The 17,433-nt window shown below is 71.5% G+C and carries 14 protein-coding genes; 9 read left to right on the plus strand and 5 right to left on the minus strand.

Annotated elements, in window-relative coordinates:
* Nucleotides 1-34 precede the first annotated feature (34 nt).
* The gene (gene paaN / locus ACFVWW_RS09725; protein ID WP_384328802.1) at nt 35-1,753 is read right to left on the minus strand and encodes a phenylacetic acid degradation protein PaaN; all 1,719 of its coding nucleotides are present in this window, start codon (nt 1,751-1,753) and stop codon (nt 35-37) included.
* Between the two features lie 175 nt (nt 1,754-1,928).
* Here paaN and ACFVWW_RS09730 point away from each other — a divergent pair, with 175 nt between their 5' ends.
* Both ACFVWW_RS09730 and ACFVWW_RS09735 read left to right on the plus strand, forming a co-directional pair.
* A complete protein-coding gene (locus ACFVWW_RS09730; protein WP_386877057.1) occupies nt 1,929-3,452 on the plus strand; it encodes a 3-hydroxyacyl-CoA dehydrogenase in 1,524 nt (507 codons plus the stop codon).
* On the plus strand, nt 3,449-4,078 hold the full coding sequence (locus tag ACFVWW_RS09735; protein WP_384178458.1) for a TetR/AcrR family transcriptional regulator: 630 nt from the start codon (nt 3,449-3,451) through the stop codon (nt 4,076-4,078). Before ACFVWW_RS09730 ends, ACFVWW_RS09735 begins: the two co-directional genes overlap by 4 nt.
* A 17-nt stretch (nt 4,079-4,095) precedes the next feature.
* On the opposite strand, the gene ACFVWW_RS09740 is transcribed toward ACFVWW_RS09735, so the two are convergent.
* Complete coding sequence (locus tag ACFVWW_RS09740) at nt 4,096-4,656, minus strand: Lrp/AsnC family transcriptional regulator (RefSeq protein WP_386877059.1); 561 nt, start codon at nt 4,654-4,656, stop codon at nt 4,096-4,098.
* Between the two features lie 188 nt (nt 4,657-4,844).
* On the opposite strand from ACFVWW_RS09740, the gene pdhA reads away from it, so the two are divergent.
* The 7 genes from pdhA to ACFVWW_RS09775 all read left to right on the plus strand — a co-directional run bounded on the left by pdhA (nt 4,845) and on the right by ACFVWW_RS09775 (nt 13,018).
* Entirely contained in the window at nt 4,845-6,008 is a 1,164-nt protein-coding gene (gene pdhA / locus ACFVWW_RS09745) for a pyruvate dehydrogenase (acetyl-transferring) E1 component subunit alpha (protein ID WP_384178465.1), read from the plus strand.
* Nucleotides 6,005-7,009: an alpha-ketoacid dehydrogenase subunit beta gene (locus ACFVWW_RS09750; protein ID WP_386877062.1), complete on the plus strand. Its 1,005-nt coding sequence runs from the start codon at nt 6,005-6,007 to the stop codon at nt 7,007-7,009. Before pdhA ends, ACFVWW_RS09750 begins: the two co-directional genes overlap by 4 nt.
* The gene (locus ACFVWW_RS09755) at nt 7,009-8,439 is read left to right on the plus strand and encodes a dihydrolipoamide acetyltransferase family protein (RefSeq protein WP_386877063.1); all 1,431 of its coding nucleotides are present in this window, start codon (nt 7,009-7,011) and stop codon (nt 8,437-8,439) included. Before ACFVWW_RS09750 ends, ACFVWW_RS09755 begins: the two co-directional genes overlap by 1 nt.
* Nucleotides 8,440-8,541: 102 nt before the next feature.
* Nucleotides 8,542-9,417: an NTP transferase domain-containing protein gene (locus tag ACFVWW_RS09760; RefSeq protein ID WP_384178474.1), complete on the plus strand. Its 876-nt coding sequence runs from the start codon at nt 8,542-8,544 to the stop codon at nt 9,415-9,417.
* Nucleotides 9,414-10,850: a molybdopterin molybdotransferase MoeA gene (locus ACFVWW_RS09765; protein WP_386877065.1), complete on the plus strand. Its 1,437-nt coding sequence runs from the start codon at nt 9,414-9,416 to the stop codon at nt 10,848-10,850. Before ACFVWW_RS09760 ends, ACFVWW_RS09765 begins: the two co-directional genes overlap by 4 nt.
* Before the next feature lie 20 nt (nt 10,851-10,870).
* Nucleotides 10,871-11,926, plus strand: coding sequence for a potassium channel family protein (locus ACFVWW_RS09770; RefSeq protein WP_386877383.1), 1,056 nt, complete (start codon nt 10,871-10,873; stop codon nt 11,924-11,926).
* Nucleotides 11,927-12,028: 102 nt separating this feature from the next.
* A complete protein-coding gene (locus ACFVWW_RS09775; protein ID WP_384328784.1) occupies nt 12,029-13,018 on the plus strand; it encodes an NAD(P)H-quinone oxidoreductase in 990 nt (329 codons plus the stop codon).
* 137 nt (nt 13,019-13,155) lie between these two features.
* On the opposite strand, the gene ACFVWW_RS09780 is transcribed toward ACFVWW_RS09775, so the two are convergent.
* The 3 genes from ACFVWW_RS09780 to ACFVWW_RS09790 all read right to left on the minus strand — a co-directional run bounded on the left by ACFVWW_RS09780 (nt 13,156) and on the right by ACFVWW_RS09790 (nt 17,432).
* Nucleotides 13,156-13,698 (minus strand): bacterial proteasome activator family protein, encoded by a 543-nt coding sequence (locus tag ACFVWW_RS09780; RefSeq protein WP_384178483.1) that lies wholly within the window; start codon nt 13,696-13,698, stop codon nt 13,156-13,158.
* A gap of 111 nt (nt 13,699-13,809) precedes the next feature.
* On the minus strand, nt 13,810-16,656 hold the full coding sequence (locus tag ACFVWW_RS09785; RefSeq protein WP_386877067.1) for an FtsX-like permease family protein: 2,847 nt from the start codon (nt 16,654-16,656) through the stop codon (nt 13,810-13,812).
* On the minus strand, nt 16,653-17,432 hold the full coding sequence (locus ACFVWW_RS09790; RefSeq protein WP_384178489.1) for an ABC transporter ATP-binding protein: 780 nt from the start codon (nt 17,430-17,432) through the stop codon (nt 16,653-16,655). Before ACFVWW_RS09790 ends, ACFVWW_RS09785 begins: the two co-directional genes overlap by 4 nt.
* Nucleotide 17,433 lies beyond the last annotated feature (1 nt).

A 17,433-nucleotide genomic window follows, 5' to 3' on the forward strand; every position in this document is an offset into this window, starting at 1 on the left:
CGAGAGGCGCCGGGGACTCGGTCCCGACAGGCTCTCAGGCCTGGCGCCGCACCTCCACCACCCGGAAGCGGTTCGCCACGAACGCCGCGTCGCACAGGGCGGCGTTCGCCGCGGGGTTGCCCCCTGAGCCGTGGAAGTCCGAGAAGGCCGCCGTCTGGTTCACGTACACCCCGCCCGTGAGATTCAGGGAGAGCTGAGCGGACTCCTCCAGGCAGACGTCCTCGATCGCGCGCTCCGTCTCCTGCGAGGTGGTGTACGCGCCGACGGTCATCGCGCCCTTGTCGCGCACGGTCCGCCGCAGCAGCTCCAGCGCTTCCGGAGTCGAGTCCACGGCCACCGCGAACGAGACGGGGCCGAAGCACTCGGCGAGATACGGCACCTCGGTGTCGCTCGCCGCCCCGCCCTCCCATGCCTTCTCCCAGACCTTGCGGGCGCCGTCGGCCTTCACGATCGCGGGCGTGCGGACCACGGCGTCCGGGAAGTCCGGGTTGGCCACCTCACGCGAGGGGAGCGCGACGTCCCCGAGCCCGGCGGCCGCCTCCAGGCGGGCCTTCACATCGGGGTTGACCAGCGCGCCCAGCAGCGCGTTGGCGCGGGCGTCGTCGCCCAGCAGCCCGGCCACCGAGGCCGCGAGATCGGCGACCACCTCGTCGTACGACTTCTCGCCGGCGTCCGTCGCGATGCCGTCCCGGGGGATGAGCAGATTCTGCGGGGTGGTGCACATCTGGCCGCTGTACAGCGAGAGCGAGAAGGCCAGGTTGGAGAGCATGCCCTTGTAGTTGTCGGTGGAGTCGATGACGACCGTGTTGACGCCGGCCTTCTCCGTGTACACCTGGGCCTGGCGGGCGTGGGTCTCCAGCCAGTCGCCGAAGGCGGTCGACCCGGTGTAGTCGATGATCCGGATCTCGGGGCGCACGGCCAGCGACTTGGCGATGCCCTCGCCCGGCCGCTCCACGGCCAGGGCGACCAGATTCGGGTCGAAGCCGGCCTCGGCGAGCACCTCGCGGGCCACCCGTACCGTCAGGGCGAGCGGCAGGACCGCGCGCGGGTGCGGCTTGACCAGGACCGGGTTGCCGGTGGCCAGGGAGGCGAACAGGCCCGGGTAGCCGTTCCAGGTCGGGAAGGTGTTGCAGCCGATCAGCAGCGAGATGCCTCGCGGCGCGGCGGTGAAGGACTTCCGCAGGTCAAGAGGGTCGCGCTTGCCCTGCGGCTTGGACCAGTCGGCGACGGCGGGCGTACGGGTCTGTTCCTGGTACGCGTACGCCACGGCCTCCAGACCGCGGTCCTGGGCGTGCGGCCCGCCCGCCTGGAACGCCATCATGAAGGCCTGGCCGCTGGTGTGCATCACCGCGTGCGCGAACTCGTGCGTACGGGCGCTGATCCGCGCCAGGATCTCCAGACAGACCAAGGCGCGGGCCTCGGGCCCCGCCTCGCGCCACGCGCCCATGCCCGCCCGCATGGCGGGCAGCAGGACGTCCATGTCCGCGTGCGGATACTCGATGTCGAGCGCCGGGCCGTAGGGCGAGATCTCGCCGCCCGTCCAGCCGTCGGCGCCGGGCTGGTCCAGCTCGAAGCGCGTCCCGCGCAGGGCCTGGAAGGCGCCGAGCCCGTCGGCCGGCGCGCTCTCGCCGTACGCCTTGGGGTGCTCGGGATGCGGGGACCAGTAGGCGCGGGTGCGGATCGCGTCGAGGGCCTGGTCGAGCGTGGGCCGGTGCTTCTCGGAGAGCTGCTGGGGGCTGAGCTGGGCGGCCATCACGGACCAACTCCTCGGTCGGGCTGAGCATCGGGGGGCACAGGCAGGGACATGAACTGACAGACAGAGTTAGAGTAACCGAACGATCGGTCGGGACAAGAGGGCTCGGTCAACCTGTGCATAACTCACCCGTGCACGCTCACCTGTGGACAACTCATACGGGAGAATTGCGTCCATGACAGCAATCGAGCCGGACCGCGTCGTCGCGGTCGTCGGCACCGGCACGATGGGCCAGGGCATAGCCCAGGTGGCACTGGTCGCCGGCCATCCCGTACGGCTCTACGACGCGGCGCCCGGCCGCGCGGAGCAGTCCGCCGTGTCCATCGGGGGGCGCCTCGACCGGCTGGTCGAGAAGGGCCGGCTCGACCCGGCGGCGCGCGACGCCGCGCGGGCCCGGCTGCACCCGGCGGCGGAACTCGCCGAGCTGGCCGACGCGGCGCTCGTGGTCGAAGCCGTTCTGGAGCGGCTCTCCGTCAAACAGGAACTGTTCGCGGCGCTGGAGGACATCGTCGCCGACGACTGTCTGCTGGCCACCAACACCTCCTCCCTGTCCGTCACCGCCGTCGCGGGCGCGCTGCGCCGCCCCGGCCGCTTCGTCGGACTCCACTTCTTCAATCCGGCGCCCCTCCTGCCGCTCGTCGAGGTCGTCAGCGGCTTCGCGACGGACGAGGCGGCCGCGGAGCGCGCGTACGGGACGGCGCGATCCTGGGGCAAGACACCGGTGCGCTGCGCCGACACCCCCGGCTTCGTCGTCAACCGCGTCGCGCGCCCCTTCTACGCCGAGGCGCTGCGGGTGTACGAGGAGCGGGTCGCCGACCCCGCCACCATCGACGCGGTCCTGCGTGAGTGCGGCGGCTTCCGGATGGGCCCCTTCGAGCTGACCGATCTGATCGGGCAGGACGTCAACGAGGCCGTCACCCGGTCCGTCTGGGAGTCCTTCTTCCAGGATCCGAAGTTCACGCCGTCGCTCGCGCAGCGCAGGCTGGTGGAGTCGGGGCGCCTGGGCCGCAAGTCGGGCCAGGGATGGTTCCCGTACGGCGAGGGGCTCGCGGCGCCCTCGGCGCATACCGCGGAGCCCTGCGAGGCGCCCGACGCCGTCGGCCTGCACGCGGACCTCGGGCCGGCGGCCGTACTGCGCGAGATGATCGAGGAAGCGGGGATCAAGGTCACCCGCGACCGCACACCGTACGTCTCCGAAGGCTTCATCGGGCTGCCGGCCGGCACGCGGCTGAGCCTGACCGACGGGACGACCGCCACGGGCGACCCCTCCGGGGCGTACATCCACTTCGATCTCGCCCTGGACTACCGCTCCTGCACCCGCATCGCGCTCGCGCCCGGAGCGGACGCGGACCCGGACGATGTGCGAGCGGCCATCGGCCTCTTCCAAAGGCTCGGCAAGCAGGTCAGCGTCATCGGCGAGACGCCCGGCATGATCGTCGGGCGTACGGTCGCCATGCTGATCGACTTCGCCGCCGACGCCGCCGGTCGCGGGGTGGCGGGCGCCGAGGACATCGACACCGCCATGACGCTCGGCGTGAACTACCCCGGCGGCCCCGGCGAGTGGTGCGGCCGGCTCGGCGCCCGGTGGGCGCACCACTTCCTGTCCACCCTGGACGGTGCGTATCCGGGTGGCCGCTACGCCTCGTCCCCGGCGCTGCGACACCGTGCCGACCTCGAAGCCAAGCAGGTGCGTTCATGACGACCGCCAAGCGCGACACGTACACGCCCGAGACCCTGCTGACCGTCGCGGTCCGCGTCTTCAACGAACGCGGCTACGACGGCACGTCCATGGAGCATCTCTCCAAGGCCGCCGGGATCTCCAAGTCCTCGATATACCACCATGTCGTCGGTAAGGAGGAGCTGCTGCGCCGGGCGGTCAGCCGCGCCCTGGACGGCCTGTTCGGGATCCTCGAAGAGGAGGGCGCGACGCGCGGACGGGCTGTCGAGCGGGTCGAGCACGTGACCCGCCGTACGGTCGAGGTGCTGATGGCCGAGCTGCCGTACGTGACGCTGCTGCTGCGGGTCAGGGGCAATACGCAGACCGAGCGCTGGGCGATGGAACGGCGCCGGGAGTTCGACCAGCGGGTCGCCGATCTGCTCAAGGCGGCCGCGGCGGACGGGGATCTGCGGGCCGACATGGACATCAGGCTGGCGACCCGGCTGCTCTTCGGCATGGTCAACTCCCTGGTGGAGTGGTACCGGCCGCTGGCGCCCGGCGGCTACGACCACGACCAGGTGGCGGAGGCGGTCGTACGGCTGGCCTTCGACGGCCTGCGTACGGACCCCCGGCACGCCGGGCAGGACCTTGAACCGGAGGCGTTCTAGCTAGGTCCTGACACCCCCTAGACCGTCGGACCCACCGTCGGTCCCGCGGCCGCCCCAGGGGCCAGGTCCGTCTCCTCGAACACCAGCAGCGTGCGGGTCGAGAGCACCTCGGGAATGGCCTGAAGTCTGGTCAGGACCAGTTCGCGCAGGGAGCGGTTGTCCGGGGCGTGCACCAGCAGCAGGACATCGAAGTCGCCACTGACGAGCGCGATATGGGTGGCCCCCGGCAGCTCCTGGAGCTGCTCGCGCACGGTGCGCCAGGAGTTCTGCACGATCTTCAGGGTGATATAGGCAGATGCGCCCTGACCTGCGCGTTCATGGTCGATCCTGGCGCCGAAACCGCGGATCACCCCGTCGTCGATCAGCCGGTTGATCCGGGCGTACGCGTTGGCCCGCGAGACATGGACCCGGTCGGCCACGGACCGTACCGAGGCGCGGCCGTCCGTCTGCAGGATGCGGAGGATGTCCCGGTCGATGGCGTCCAGTGGACGCGGCGGAGGAACCCGTTCCGCACCGCCGCCGCCGAAGCCGCCGGCCCAGCCGCTCTCCTCGGGCCCCCGGTCCGTTCCATCGGCCATTTGTTCAGCTCTCATGTCTCCCCGCCTCTCCGCCATGGACGACCTGCGTCCATCCCAGGCTGTGGAGAACCGTTTGTCCACAGGCTGGAGGCGCATGTAGCCAAAATGCCGCCGCGACCGAACAATCGGTAGGTGAGGCGTGCCACATCCGGGCACCCCGTTGCCCGCTCCCACGAGGAGGTGCACGCGTGAAGAAGAGCAGTACATCGGTCCAGGAGCTGCCTGGTGGCGCCTACCGGCCCACCCAGCCCCCGGCGTGGCAGCCGCGTACCGACCCCGCACCGTTGCTCCCCGACCCCGAGCCGTACCGCGTGCTGGGTACGGACGCCGCGGCGGGGGCCGATCCCGCGCTGCTGCTGCGTTTGTACGCCGAGCTGGTCCGCGGCCGCAGGTACAACGCGCAGGCCACGGCACTCACCAAGCAGGGCCGGCTCGCCGTCTACCCGTCGAGCACCGGTCAGGAGGCCTGTGAGGTCGCCGCCGCGCTCGTCCTGCGGGAGCAGGACTGGCTCTTCCCCAGCTATCGCGACACCCTCGCGGCCGTGGTGCGCGGGCTCGATCCCGTCCAGGCGCTCACGCTGCTGCGCGGCGACTGGCACACCGGCTACGACCCGCACGAGCACCGCATCGCGCCGCTGTCCACGCCGCTCGCCACCCAGCTGCCGCACGCCGTCGGCCTGGCGCACGCCGCCCGGCTCAAGGGCGACGACGTGGTCGCGCTCGCCCTGGTGGGCGACGGCGGCACCAGCGAGGGCGACTTCCACGAGGCGTTGAACTTCGCCGCCGTATGGCGGGCCCCGGTCGTCTTCCTGGTGCAGAACAACGGCTTCGCGATCTCCGTGCCGCTCGCCAAGCAGAGCGCGGCGCCCTCCCTCGCCCACAAGGCCGTCGGATACGGCATGCCGGGCCGGCTGGTCGACGGGAACGACGCGGTGGCCGTGCACTCGGTGCTCGGCGAGGCCATGGCACGGGCCAGGCGCGGCGAGGGGCCGACGCTGGTCGAGGCCGTCACGTACCGCATCGACGCCCACACGAACGCCGATGACGCGACGCGCTACCGCGTCGCGGACGAGGTCGAGGCATGGCGTGCGCACGACCCGGTCAAGCTGCTGGAGCGCGAACTGACGGAGCGCGGGGTGCTGGACGAGGACGGCATCAGGAACGCCGCCGAGGCCGCCGAGACGATGGCCGCGCGACTGCGCGAACGGATGAACGCCGAGGCGGTGCTCGAACCCATGGATCTCTTCGCGCATGTCTATGCCGAGCAGACCCCCCAGCTGCGCGAGCAGGCGGCCCAGCTCCGTGCCGAGCTGGAGGCGTCGGCCGAGGAAGGACCGGGTGAGTCGCGATGACCACGGTCGCGGTGAGACCCGCCACCATGGCGCAGGCGCTCCAGCGTGCCCTGCGCGACGCGATGGCCGAGGACCCGACCGTTCATGTCCTCGGCGAGGACGTGGGCACGCTCGGCGGGGTCTTCCGGATCACCGACGGGCTCGCCGCGGAGTTCGGGGACGACCGCTGTACGGACACCCCGCTCGCCGAGGCGGGCATCCTGGGGGCGGCCGTCGGGATGGCGATGTACGGGCTGCGGCCCGTCGTGGAGATGCAGTTCGACGCCTTCGCCTACCCGTCGTTCGAGCAGCTGATCAGCCATGTGGCGAAGATGCGGAACCGCACGCGCGGTGCGATGCCGCTGCCGATCACCGTGCGGGTGCCGTACGGCGGCGGGATCGGCGGGGTCGAGCATCACAGCGACTCCTCCGAGGCCTACTACATGGCGACTCCCGGCCTCCATGTCGTCACGCCGGCGACCGTCGACGACGCGTACGGGCTGCTGCGGGCCGCCATCGCCTCCGACGACCCGGTGATCTTCCTGGAGCCGAAGCGGCTCTACTGGTCGAAGGCCCAGTGGTCGCCCGACACGCCGGCCTCCGTGGAGCCGATCGGGCGGGCCGTCGTGCGGCGCCGGGGCAGCAGTGCCACCCTCATCACCTACGGTCCTTCCGTGCCGGTCTGTATGGAGGCGGCGGAGGCGGCCCGTGCCGAGGGCTGGGACCTGGAGGTCGTCGACCTGCGCTCGCTGGTGCCGTTCGACGACGAGACGGTCGCGGCATCCGTGCGGCGTACCGGCCGGGCGGTCGTCGTCCATGAGTCCACCGGCTTCGGCGGTCCCGGCGGGGAGATCGCCGCCCGGGTCACCGAGCGCTGCTTCCACCACCTGGAGGCACCGGTGCTGCGGGTAGCGGGATTTGATATTCCGTATCCACCGCCGATGCTGGAGAGGCACCATCTTCCAGGAGTGGACCGGGTGCTGGACGCGGTCGCGCGGCTCCAGTGGGAGACGGAGAGCTGATGGCCCAGGTGCTCGAATTCAAACTGCCCGACCTCGGTGAAGGGCTGACCGAGGCGGAGATCGTCCGCTGGCTGGTGTCGGTGGGGGATGTCGTCGCCATCGACCAGCCGGTGGTCGAGGTCGAGACGGCCAAGGCGTTGGTCGAAGTCCCCTGCCCCTACGGGGGTGTGGTGACGGCGCGCTACGGCGAGGAGGGCACTGAGCTGCCGGTCGGGGCGCCGCTGCTGACCGTCGCGGTGGGGGCGTCCGAGCCGGCCGACCTGCCGGCTTCGAGCACGTCGCCCGGCCTGTCCTCCCCGGCCGGGCCGGATGCGGCCCCGGGTTCGTCGGCGAGTTCGGCCTCGGACGAGGCGTCGGGCAATGTGCTGGTCGGATACGGCACGGGTGCGCCGGCGGCGCGCAGGCGCCGGGTCCGCCGGGCATCGGTGGCCGATCCCGTCGCTGTCGGTGCGGTCTCCGTGCCCGCTCCCGTCGTTCAGCCGGTGAACGGCACGGTCGGGCCGGTCCCGGTCGTCTCGCCGCTGGTCCGCAGACTGGCCCGGGAGAACGGTCTTGATCTGCGGGAGCTGACCGGCTCGGGACGGGACGGCCTGATCCTGCGGTCCGATGTCGAGCAGGCGATCCGGCAAGGGGTCACGCAGGCGCAGCCCGCGACCCCCGCTCCGGTGGGCCTGTCCGCCTCTTCGACCGCCTCTTCGACCGCTTCTTCGTCCGCTTCTCCCTCCGTGTCCTCCCGGATCGGCGCCGAGCGGGTGCCGCTGCGGGGTGTACGGGGCGCGGTCGCGGACAAGCTCGCCCGCAGCCGGCACGAAATCCCGGACGCGACCTGCTGGGTCGACGCGGACGCGACGGAACTCATGGCCGCCCGGACCGCGATGAACGCGGCAGGCGGCCCGAAGATCTCGCTTCTCGCCGTGCTCGCCCGGATCTGCACAGCGGCTCTCGCGCGCCATCCGGAGCTGAACTCCACGGTGGACATGGCGGCCAGGGAGATCGTGCGGCTGCCCGAGGTGCATCTGGGATTCGCCGCGCAGACCGACCGCGGTCTTGTCGTCCCGGTCGTACGGGACGCGCACACCCGCTCCGCGGAGTCGCTGAGCGCCGAGCTCGCGCGTCTGACGGAGGCGGGCAGGTCCGGGAGGCTGACGCCGGGCGATCTGACCGGCGGGACGTTCACGCTCAACAACTACGGGGTGTTCGGCGTCGACGGTTCCACGCCGATCATCAACCACCCCGAGGCGGCGATGCTCGGCGTCGGCCGGATCATTCCCAAGCCATGGGTCCACCAGGGGGAGCTGGCCGTCCGGCAGGTCGTCCAGCTGTCGCTGACCTTCGACCACCGGGTCTGTGACGGCGGTACGGCGGGCGGCTTCCTGAGATTTGTGGCGGACTGCGTCGAACAGCCGGCGGTGCTGCTGCGCACGTTGTAGCGGGCGTTCCTCGCGCCGGGGAGCCGGGAGACAGCCGAGGAGTTCGAAGTGCGCGGGCACCCGGCGTGCTTCGAACGGCCGATCGCGGACCATACTTCAGCCATGACCGCGTATGACGCCATCGTGCTCGCCGGAGGAGCCGCCAAGCGGCTCGGCGGGGCCGACAAGCCAGGAGTGCGCGTCGGGGGACGGGCGCTGATCGACCGGGTGCTGACGGCCTGCGAAGGGGCCGCCCGCACCGTTGTCGTGGGCGGCCGAAGGCCCACGGTGCGGCCGGTGCACTGGGCGCGCGAGGAGCCGCCCGGCGGCGGACCGCTCGCCGCGCTCGGCGCGGGGATGCGGTGCGTCGAGGCCGGCACCGTGCTCGTGCTCTCGGCGGATCTGCCGTTCCTGGGGGAGCCGACGGTGCGCAGACTGGTCGACGCGCTGGCCGACACCGGCCGGGAGGCGGCTCTGCTCATCGACGCGGACGGCCGTGACCAGCCACTGGTCGCCGCCTATCGCGCCGAGCCGCTGCGCCGCGAACTCGCCCTTCTCGCCACCGAGTACGGCAGTCTCGCCGGTCTGCCGCTGCGTCTGCTGTCACATGAACTCGACCTCGCCCGGGTCGATGCCGATCCCCTCGCCTCCTTCGACTGCGACACCTGGGAAGACATCTCCACAGCCCGGGCCCGTATCAGAGAGCATGGCACCGTGCTGGACGAATGGATCACCGCAGTCAAGGACGAACTCGGCATCGAGCTGGATGTCGACATCCACACCCTCCTCGATCTCGCTCGCGACGCCGCGCACGGCGTCGCCAGGCCCGCCGCACCGCTGACGACCTTCCTGGTCGGTTACGCGGCGGCGAAGGCCGGCGGCGACGGCCCCGAAGCCGTCGCCGAAGCGGCCCGCAAGGCCGCGGCGCTCGCCGTGCGCTGGGCGGAGGAGGCGGAGGGCACCGACGGAGCCGGGGCCAAGGGGGCCGACGCCGGATGACGGCCCAGGACCGCGAGGTCGACGGAGTCGAGGACGCACTGGCCCTGGTCGCCAGAGCGCCGGCCGCGACGCACGACCCGGGCGGGGAGCGCGGCGCCGGCCGGGGCCACGACGCGGGCGAGGGGCACGGAGCCGGCGCCGCCGAGAAGGACCGGCACTGGGCCGAGCCATGGGCAGCCGCCCGGGCCCTCGCGGCACGTTCAGCGGGTTCCGCACGGTCGGCGGCTTCCGCACGTTCAGCGGGTTCCGCGCGCTCGACGGCTTCCGCACCGTCGGCGGCGGCTGCCCGGACCCACCGCGTGCCCCTCGGCAAGGCCTTGGGGCAGGCGCTCGCCGAGCCGCTGGCCGCACTCACCGATCTGCCGTCCTTCGACACCTCCGCCATGGACGGCTGGGCGGTCTCAGGACCGGGCCCCTGGTCCGTCCGGCACCCGCAGGGCGCCAGCGGCATCCTCGCCGGATACGGCGCGGCCGACCCGCTCCCCGACGGTGTGGCTGTCCGGATCGCGACCGGCGCGCGTGTCCCGCCCGACACGACCGCGGTGATCCGCAGCGAGCACGCCCGCACGGACGGCGTCGGCCATCTTCACGCCGAGCGCGAGGTCATCCCCGGACAGGACATCAGGCCGCGCGGCCAGGAATGCCGCGCCGGCGACCGGCTCCTGCCGGCCGGTTCGCTCGTGACCCCCGCCGTACTGGGCCTCGCGGCGGCGGCCGGGTACGACGAGCTGCCCACCGTCCCGCGCCCGCGCGTCGAGGTGCTTGTCCTCGGCGACGAACTGCTGGTCGAGGGAGTTCCCCACGACGGGCTGATCCGCGACGCGCTCGGGCCGATGCTCGCGCCCTGGCTGCGTACCCTCGGCGCCGAGGTGATCGCCACCCGCCGGATCGGCGACGACGCCGACGCCCTGTGCCGTGCCATCACCAAGTCCCGGGCGGATCTCGTGATCACCACCGGCGGTACGGCCGCCGGACCGGTCGACCATGTCCATCCGGTGCTCCAGAAGTTGGGTGCCGAACTGCTGGTGGACGGTGTCGCCGTACGCCCCGGCCATCCCATGCTGCTGGCCCGGCTGGCGTCAGGACGCCATCTGGTGGGGCTGCCCGGCAATCCGCTCGCGGCGGTCTCCGGGCTGCTGACGCTGGCCGAGCCGCTGCTGCGTACGCTGGCGGGGCGGGCGCCCCAGATCCCGTATCACGCGCCCCTGCGCGACGCCGTGCACGGCCATCCGCACGACACGCGTCTGGTGCCCGTCGTCCACCGCGACGAGGGGCTCGTACCGTTGCACTTCAACGGCCCGGCCATGCTGCGCGGTATCGCCACCGCGGACGGGCTCGCGGTCGTGCCGCCGGGCGGGGCGCGCTCCGGTGAAGAGCTGGAAGTTCTCGACCTGCCGTGGACGGCCTCGGACGAAGGAGGGTGTTTCACGTGAAACTTCCCGGTAGTGATGCGATGGCGAGACATGCCGACGAATATCTGGTCACCGCTCGGGTGAAGCTTCCGCGCCGCCAGGTCCAACGGCCACTGCGCCAGGTCAGCAGGCGGCTGTTGATGGCCCTGTTCGTCCTGGCCCTCACGGTGTTCATCGTCTATATCGACAGAGAGGGCTATCACGACAACGCGGATAATTCGGTCGATCTCCTCGACGCCGTCTACTACGCGACCGTCACGCTCTCCACGACGGGCTACGGCGACATCGTCCCGTACAGCGACAGCGCACGGCTCGTCAATGTGCTGCTGGTGACCCCGCTGCGGGTGCTCTTCCTCATCATCCTGGTCGGTACCACTCTCGAGGTGCTCACGGAGCGCACCCGGGAGGAGTGGCGGCTGAACCGCTGGAGGTCCAACTTGCGCGACCACACCGTCATCGTCGGCTACGGCACCAAGGGGCGATCGGCGATGCAGACCCTCTGCGCCACGGGCCTCGGGAAAGACCAGATCGTCATTGTCGACCCGTCCAGCAAGGTGATCGAAGCGGCCAACGCGGAAGGCTTCGTAGGGGTGGTCGGCGATGCGACCCGCAGTGATGTGCTGCTGCGAGCCGAGCTCCAGCGGGCACGCCAGATAGTTATCGCCACCCAGCGCGACGACACGGCGGTGCTGGTAGCGCTGACCGCGCGTCAGCTCAACCGCAAGGCGAAGATCGTCGCCGCGGTGCGTGAGGAGGAGAACGCACCGCTGCTGCGCCAGTCCGGAGCCGACGCGGTCATCACCAGCGCCAGCGCGGCCGGCCGGCTGCTCGGACTCTCCGTACTCAGCCCGAGTGCCGGCACGGTGATGGAGGACCTGATCCAGCAGGGCAGCGGCCTCGACCTCATCGAGCGGCCGGTCATAAAGGCCGAGGTGGGCCGGAATGTGCGGGAGACGGACGATCTGGTGGTGAGCGTGCTGCGCGGCCACCGGCTGCTCGGTTACGACGATCCTGCCGCGAGCCCGCTCCAGCTGACCGACCGTCTGATCACCATCATCCGGGCCCAGAGCCCTTCGGACGCGGCCAACTCAATCTGACGCGGGGATTGTTGGCATCAGGTTTGCGGACATCTCACCGAAGCCGCAGCGGACCCTCGCTGAAGCCGCCCCGGACGGCCGTCGCGGAGTAGCCTCGCGGCCATGCATGCGATCACGATTCCGGAACCCGGTGGCCCCGAGGCGCTTGTATGGGCCGAGGTGCCCGATCCCGTACCCGGCGAGGGGGAGGTGCTCGTCGAGGTCGTGGCGAGCGCCGTCAACCGCGCCGATCTTTTGCAGCGGCAGGGCTTCTACGATCCGCCGCCCGGCGCCTCCGTGTACCCCGGCCTGGAGTGCGCGGGCAGGATCACCGAGCTGGGCCCGGGGGTCTCGGGCTGGGCCGTCGGCGACGAGGTATGTGCGCTGCTGAGCGGCGGGGGGTACGCCGAGAAGGTCGCCGTACCGGCGGGGCAACTGCTGCCCGTGCCGGAAGGGCTCGACCTGGCCGCGGCCGCGGCGCTCCCCGAGGTGGCCTGCACGGTCTGGTCGAACGTTTTCATGATCTCCCACCTGCGACCGGGCGAGACGCTGCTGGTGCACGGAGGGGCGAGCGGTATCGGCACGATGGCGATCCAGCTCGCCAAGGCGGTCGGCGCGCGGGTCGCGGTCACGGCGGGCGGTCCCGACAAGCTGGCGCGCTGCGCCGAGCTGGGCGCGGACATCCTGATCGACTACCGCGAGCAGGACTTCGTCGAGGAGATCCGTAAGGCCACCGACGGCGCCGGTGCGGACGTCATCCTCGACATCGTCGGCGCGAAGTATCTGGAACGGAATGTGAAGGCCCTGGCCGTGAACGGCCGGCTCGCGGTGATCGGTCTCCAGGGCGGGGTGAAAGCCGAGCTCAATCTGAACGCCCTGCTGCACAAGCGCGGCGCCATCACGGCGACCTCGCTGCGGGCCCGCCCGCTGAGTGAGAAGGCGTCGATCGTCGCGGCCGTACGGGAACATGTCTGGCCGCTGGTCGCCAACGGCCAGGTCCGGCCGATCGTGGACCAGACGCTGCCGCTGCCGGAGGCGGCCGAGGCGCACCGCGCCCTGGAAGCGGGCGCTCATGTCGGCAAGCTGCTGCTGCTCGCGCCCGCGGCCGGCTGACCAGGACGCGGGTCAAGAGCCGGCTGACCAGGACCGGGCCAGGCCCGGACCACAACCGGACCACAACCGGACGGTTCAAGGCCCGCGGCTCGGTACACCCCACGGTGTGCCGGGCCGCAGAGGGCGTCTACGGGGATCTACAGGTACGGGCCGGAGCGGATCGCGCCGTGCCCCTGGTCGCCCTCGTCGTCCTGGACCGAGCCCGGCGGGAGCGCGCGGCGCATCTGTTCCAGCTGGGCCCTGGCCGCCATCTGCTGCGCGAACAGCGCCGTCTGGATCCCGTGGAAGAGGCCCTCCAGCCAGCCCACCAACTGGGCCTGCGCGATGCGCAGTTCCGCCTCGGAGGGGATCGTCTCGTCGGTGAAGGGGAGCGAGAGCCGCTCCAGCTCCTCGACCAGCTCGGGAGCGAGCCCGTCCTCCAGCTCCTTCACCGAGCTGGCGTGGATCTCCTTGAGCCGTACCCGGCTCGCCTCGTCCAGAGGGGCTGCCCGCACCTCCTCCAGAAGTTGCTTGATCATGCTGCCGATGCGCATGACTTTCGCGGGCTGCTCGACCATTTCCGTCACCGGGACCTCCCGCGCCTCGTCGTCGGCTGCACCGCCGCCGAGCGCCATCCCGTCCTGCCCCACCACCAGGACATGGGGGCTCTCCTGCGACCGTTCGTTCCTCGGCATCTCCATGCGCCCATTGTCTCGCACATGTACGTCACCACGTGGTGTGCCCCCGTACGAAGGTGATCCACCTTCGTACGGGGGCACGGATCCGCCGAGGACACCTGGCGCGGACGCGGACTACGTGGCCGCGCGGCGGCCCAGCGTCCGGTGCGAGCGGGTGACGAGGGCCGCCAGCACCGCGGCACCGACCGGCACCGCGATCAGCAGGGCGGCCAGCGTTCCCCAGGGGACGACGATGGGCACGTACGGCAGTGATACGGCGCCCAGGCCCTCGTCGAGCGCCTCGCGGTACCAGGCCAGCTCCTCACGTCGCTGGGTCATCCGTAGCCCGATCGCGGGGAGTACGCCCGCCGCCGAGCCCAGCAGCACACCCATCACGGCCACCACCCCGCACTGGAATCCGCTGAGGGTCCTGCGGACCCGCTCCGGGGCGCCGACCGCGGCGAGCGTCTTGAGGTCGGCCTCCGCGTCCGCCTGGGCCAGACCCGTGGCGATACCGGCCGCGCCGATGGTGATCAGTCCGGCGAAGATCGTCAGCGCCAGCAGCATGATGTCGCTCTCGCTGACATAGCCCTCCTCGATATGAAGGCTGACGGCGGTGCCGGTCTTGTCGATCTCGGCGTCCAGCTTCTGCTGCTGCGCGCTGCTCGGCATGGCGCTGGTCGAGTAGTACGCGCCGAGCGGGACGGTGCTGATGCCGGCGGCCTTGGCCGCGGCCGGCGTCAGGATCATCGAGAGGCCGTAGGCGTTCTGCTCTCCCGGGACCTGGTGCGCCGTGAGCGACTTGACGACGCCCGGCGGCTCCTCGCCCTTCTCCGTGGCCTCGTCCGCCTTGGCGATGTCGGTGATCAACCTGATGCCGATCTTCCCGTTCGTGTCGAGATTGCGCTTGTCGAACGAGACGATCCGGCCGTCCGCCAGCGCCTTCTCGGCCGCCGGATCCTTGATGCCGAGGACCGTCAGGACCTTGGCGTCACCGATCAGCACACCGCTTTCGACGCCGCTGTAGACGTTCTTTTCCTCGCAGCGCCAGTCCTTGACGAGCTTGCGGCGCTCGGCCTTGCTGAACCTCTCCGAGGGGTCTTCCTGGCCTGTGCTCCACAGCGGGCACCGGTTGGCCTTGGGCACGACGACTTCGAAACGGCCGCAGCCTTCCTCGCCGCCGTACATCGAGCAGCTGGCCTTCCCGACGGAGATACGGCCCACATCGGCCCGTACGTCGACGGGCAGATTCTGCTGGACCGCCGTGCGCACGGCCGGCACAGCCCGGCCGCCCTCTTCGTCGATCATGACGGAGACCGCGCCGTGCGGCAGCTGGGGCTCGTAACTGGCCTGGCTCTGGGCGTCGCTGCTCGCCGCGTACGTGGACACCGCCACCGTGCCCGCGACCGCGGCCAGTACCGCGGCCACGGCAGGGGCCGTGCGCCCCCGGTTGCGTACGGCGTCGCGCAGCGCGAGCCGGGGGGAGAGCGGCAGCCAGCGGCCGATCCGGCCGAACAGACCCACCAGGGCGGGGGTCAGCGCGACCACGCCCAGCTCGGCTATGGCGCTGCCGCCCGCGACGACCGCGAACTGATCGGTCAGCGTCGAGCCGTACAGCGCGATCACCGCACCCAGGGCGAACGCGATCAGCCCCAGGACCGGCAGCACCCTGCTGCCCCTGCGCACCCCGCGGCGGCCGGTGAGCGAGGCCAGGACAGTCTGGCGGGAGGCGGTGATCGCCGGGACGATCGCGGCCAGCAGGCCCGTGAGCACGGCGAGCAGCGCGATACCGAGCAGTTCCAGCGGCCGGATGTCGAAGCTGCCGAAGCGCTGCCCCATGTAGTCCTCGAGGAGGGGCCGCAGGGCGTAGGTGAGAGCGAGGCCAAGAGCCGTACCGACGACGGCCGCCGCGACACCGATCACCAGACCGCCGCCGAGGACGATGGCCCGGATATGGCGCCGGTCGCCGCCATTGGCACCGACCAGGCCGAGCTGGCGGCGCGAGCGCCGGGCGCCGACCGCGAAGGCGGGTCCTGCCAGCAGGCAGATCTCCAGCATGGCGAGGCCGACGACGGTGCCGACCACCGCGAGCTCCGCGGTCGTGCCGGCCGCGCTCTGCTCGTAGACGCCCCAGCCGTCCTGCTGGTAGAGCGGAATGTCGGCCTGGGCAGGCGGGTTCAGGGCCACGGCGCGGGAAGCCACCGTGACGCCATGGGTGTTGGCCTGCTGGACCATGTTCCACGTGAAACCACCGCGAACGCTCAACAGCAGGGTGGTGGTCGCGTCGGAGCCGGCCAGTCCGTCGGCCTTCAGCGCCTTGTCGAGCGGGGCCAGAAACGCGCCGGGAAGCGCGGTGACCTGATCGGTCTTGAGCGAGTCGGGCAGTTCGTACGCACCGACGATCCGGTAGTCGGCGTCGAGTCCGCGGGCCGTGAGCTTCGATCCCACCCGCAGACCGCTGGCCTCCAGGAAGTGGGTGGTCGCGGCGACCTCGCCGGCCTTCTCGGGGAAGCGGCCGCGGTCGAGGCTCATGATGCCCCGGGCCATCGGGTCAGCGGCCTTCAGCTCGCGGATCTCGGTGTGCAGCAGTCCGTGCGTGGTGCGGAGCTTTCCGGACCCCAGGGTGTCTTCCAGGGAGGTCGCGCCAGGCGGTATGGCCTTCGTGAGGTCGGTGGCCCCCTCGGGCCAGGGCTCCTCGTCGAAGTTCCCCACCGGTGCGTAGCCGTCGCCCTGCGGGTCCTGGAGGAGGGGCACACCGCCCAACGAGGGATCGGTGAGCCGCGCGTCGGCCTGCCCGAGGGTTCGGTCCAGGCTCTCCTCGGTGGAGAGGTCCGCGCTGCGTACGGTCAGATCCGCGGCGCTCACGCCGAGGATGGGGAGCGCGATCATGGCCAGGACGAGGAAGCTGCGTCCCTTGAAGCGCCAGGCGTCGCGGCGGGCGATCCGCACCGCGGCCCGCCAGGAATGGAACCAGGTCTTCACAGCTCGGCCGCCTGGCCGGTGAGGAGCGAGTCCGCCTGGCTGCGGATGGTCTGGTCGACGACCGCGCCGTCACGCAGGAAGACCACCCGGTCCGCCCAGGCCGCGAAGCGCGGCTCATGGGTGACCAGGATGCCGGCCGCGCCCGCGTCGCAGCGGGTGCGCAGCAGGGCGAGCACGGACTCACCGGTCTCGGAGTCGAGGGCGCCGGTCGGTTCGTCCGCGAGCACCAGGCGCCGGTCGCCGATGAGCGCGCGGGCGATGGCCACGCGCTGCTGCTGGCCGCCGGACATCTCGTCGGGGAAGCGGTCGGCGAGCTGATCGAGGCCCATCTCCGTCAGCGCGGCCAGGGCCTCGACGCGTGCCTTACGGGCGGAAGTGCCGTCCAGCTCGCGGGGGAGGGCGATGTTCTCGGCGGCGGTGAGGGCGGGGATGAGGTTGTAGTCCTGGAAGACATAGCCGATGCTGCGGCGGCGCAGGGCCGCGAGCTGCTTGCGGTCGGCGGTGGTCATGTCGGTGCCTTCGACGATCACTCGGCCCGAGGTCGGATTGTCGAGGCCGCCCGCGATGGTGAGCAGCGTGGACTTGCCGGAGCCCGACGGACCCATGACGGCGACGAGCTCGCCGGGGAACACATCGAGATTGATGCCGCGCAGGGCGTGCACCTCGGTGGCGCCGCTGCCGTGCACCCGGGTGAGTTCCTGGAGCTGCAGCACGGGCTGAAGTTGTGACCCCTGTGGTGTGTGTGACTGATGTGGCTGGTGTGACTGATCGGACATG

It is taken from the genome of Streptomyces sp. NPDC058198 (genome assembly GCF_042882605.1).
Lineage (GTDB): Bacteria > Actinomycetota > Actinomycetes > Streptomycetales > Streptomycetaceae > Streptomyces.

Bases quoted from the DNA above. Each gene is read 5' to 3' on its own strand.
- paaN (WP_384328802.1), bottom strand. From the start codon at position 1,753: ATGGCCGCCCAGCTCAGCCCCCAGCAGCTCTCCGAGAAGCACCGGCCC.
- ACFVWW_RS09730 (WP_386877057.1), top strand. From the start codon at position 1,929: ATGACAGCAATCGAGCCGGACCGCGTCGTCGCGGTCGTCGGCACCGGC.
- ACFVWW_RS09735 (WP_384178458.1), top strand. From the start codon at position 3,449: ATGACGACCGCCAAGCGCGACACGTACACGCCCGAGACCCTGCTGACC.
- ACFVWW_RS09740 (WP_386877059.1), bottom strand. From the start codon at position 4,656: ATGGCCGATGGAACGGACCGGGGGCCCGAGGAGAGCGGCTGGGCCGGC.
- ACFVWW_RS09750 (WP_386877062.1), top strand. From the start codon at position 6,005: ATGACCACGGTCGCGGTGAGACCCGCCACCATGGCGCAGGCGCTCCAG.
- ACFVWW_RS09755 (WP_386877063.1), top strand. From the start codon at position 7,009: ATGGCCCAGGTGCTCGAATTCAAACTGCCCGACCTCGGTGAAGGGCTG.
- ACFVWW_RS09760 (WP_384178474.1), top strand. From the start codon at position 8,542: ATGACCGCGTATGACGCCATCGTGCTCGCCGGAGGAGCCGCCAAGCGG.
- ACFVWW_RS09765 (WP_386877065.1), top strand. From the start codon at position 9,414: ATGACGGCCCAGGACCGCGAGGTCGACGGAGTCGAGGACGCACTGGCC.
- ACFVWW_RS09770 (WP_386877383.1), top strand. From the start codon at position 10,871: ATGGCGAGACATGCCGACGAATATCTGGTCACCGCTCGGGTGAAGCTT.
- ACFVWW_RS09775 (WP_384328784.1), top strand. From the start codon at position 12,029: ATGCATGCGATCACGATTCCGGAACCCGGTGGCCCCGAGGCGCTTGTA.
- ACFVWW_RS09780 (WP_384178483.1), bottom strand. From the start codon at position 13,698: ATGGAGATGCCGAGGAACGAACGGTCGCAGGAGAGCCCCCATGTCCTG.
- ACFVWW_RS09790 (WP_384178489.1), bottom strand. From the start codon at position 17,432: ATGTCCGATCAGTCACACCAGCCACATCAGTCACACACACCACAGGGG.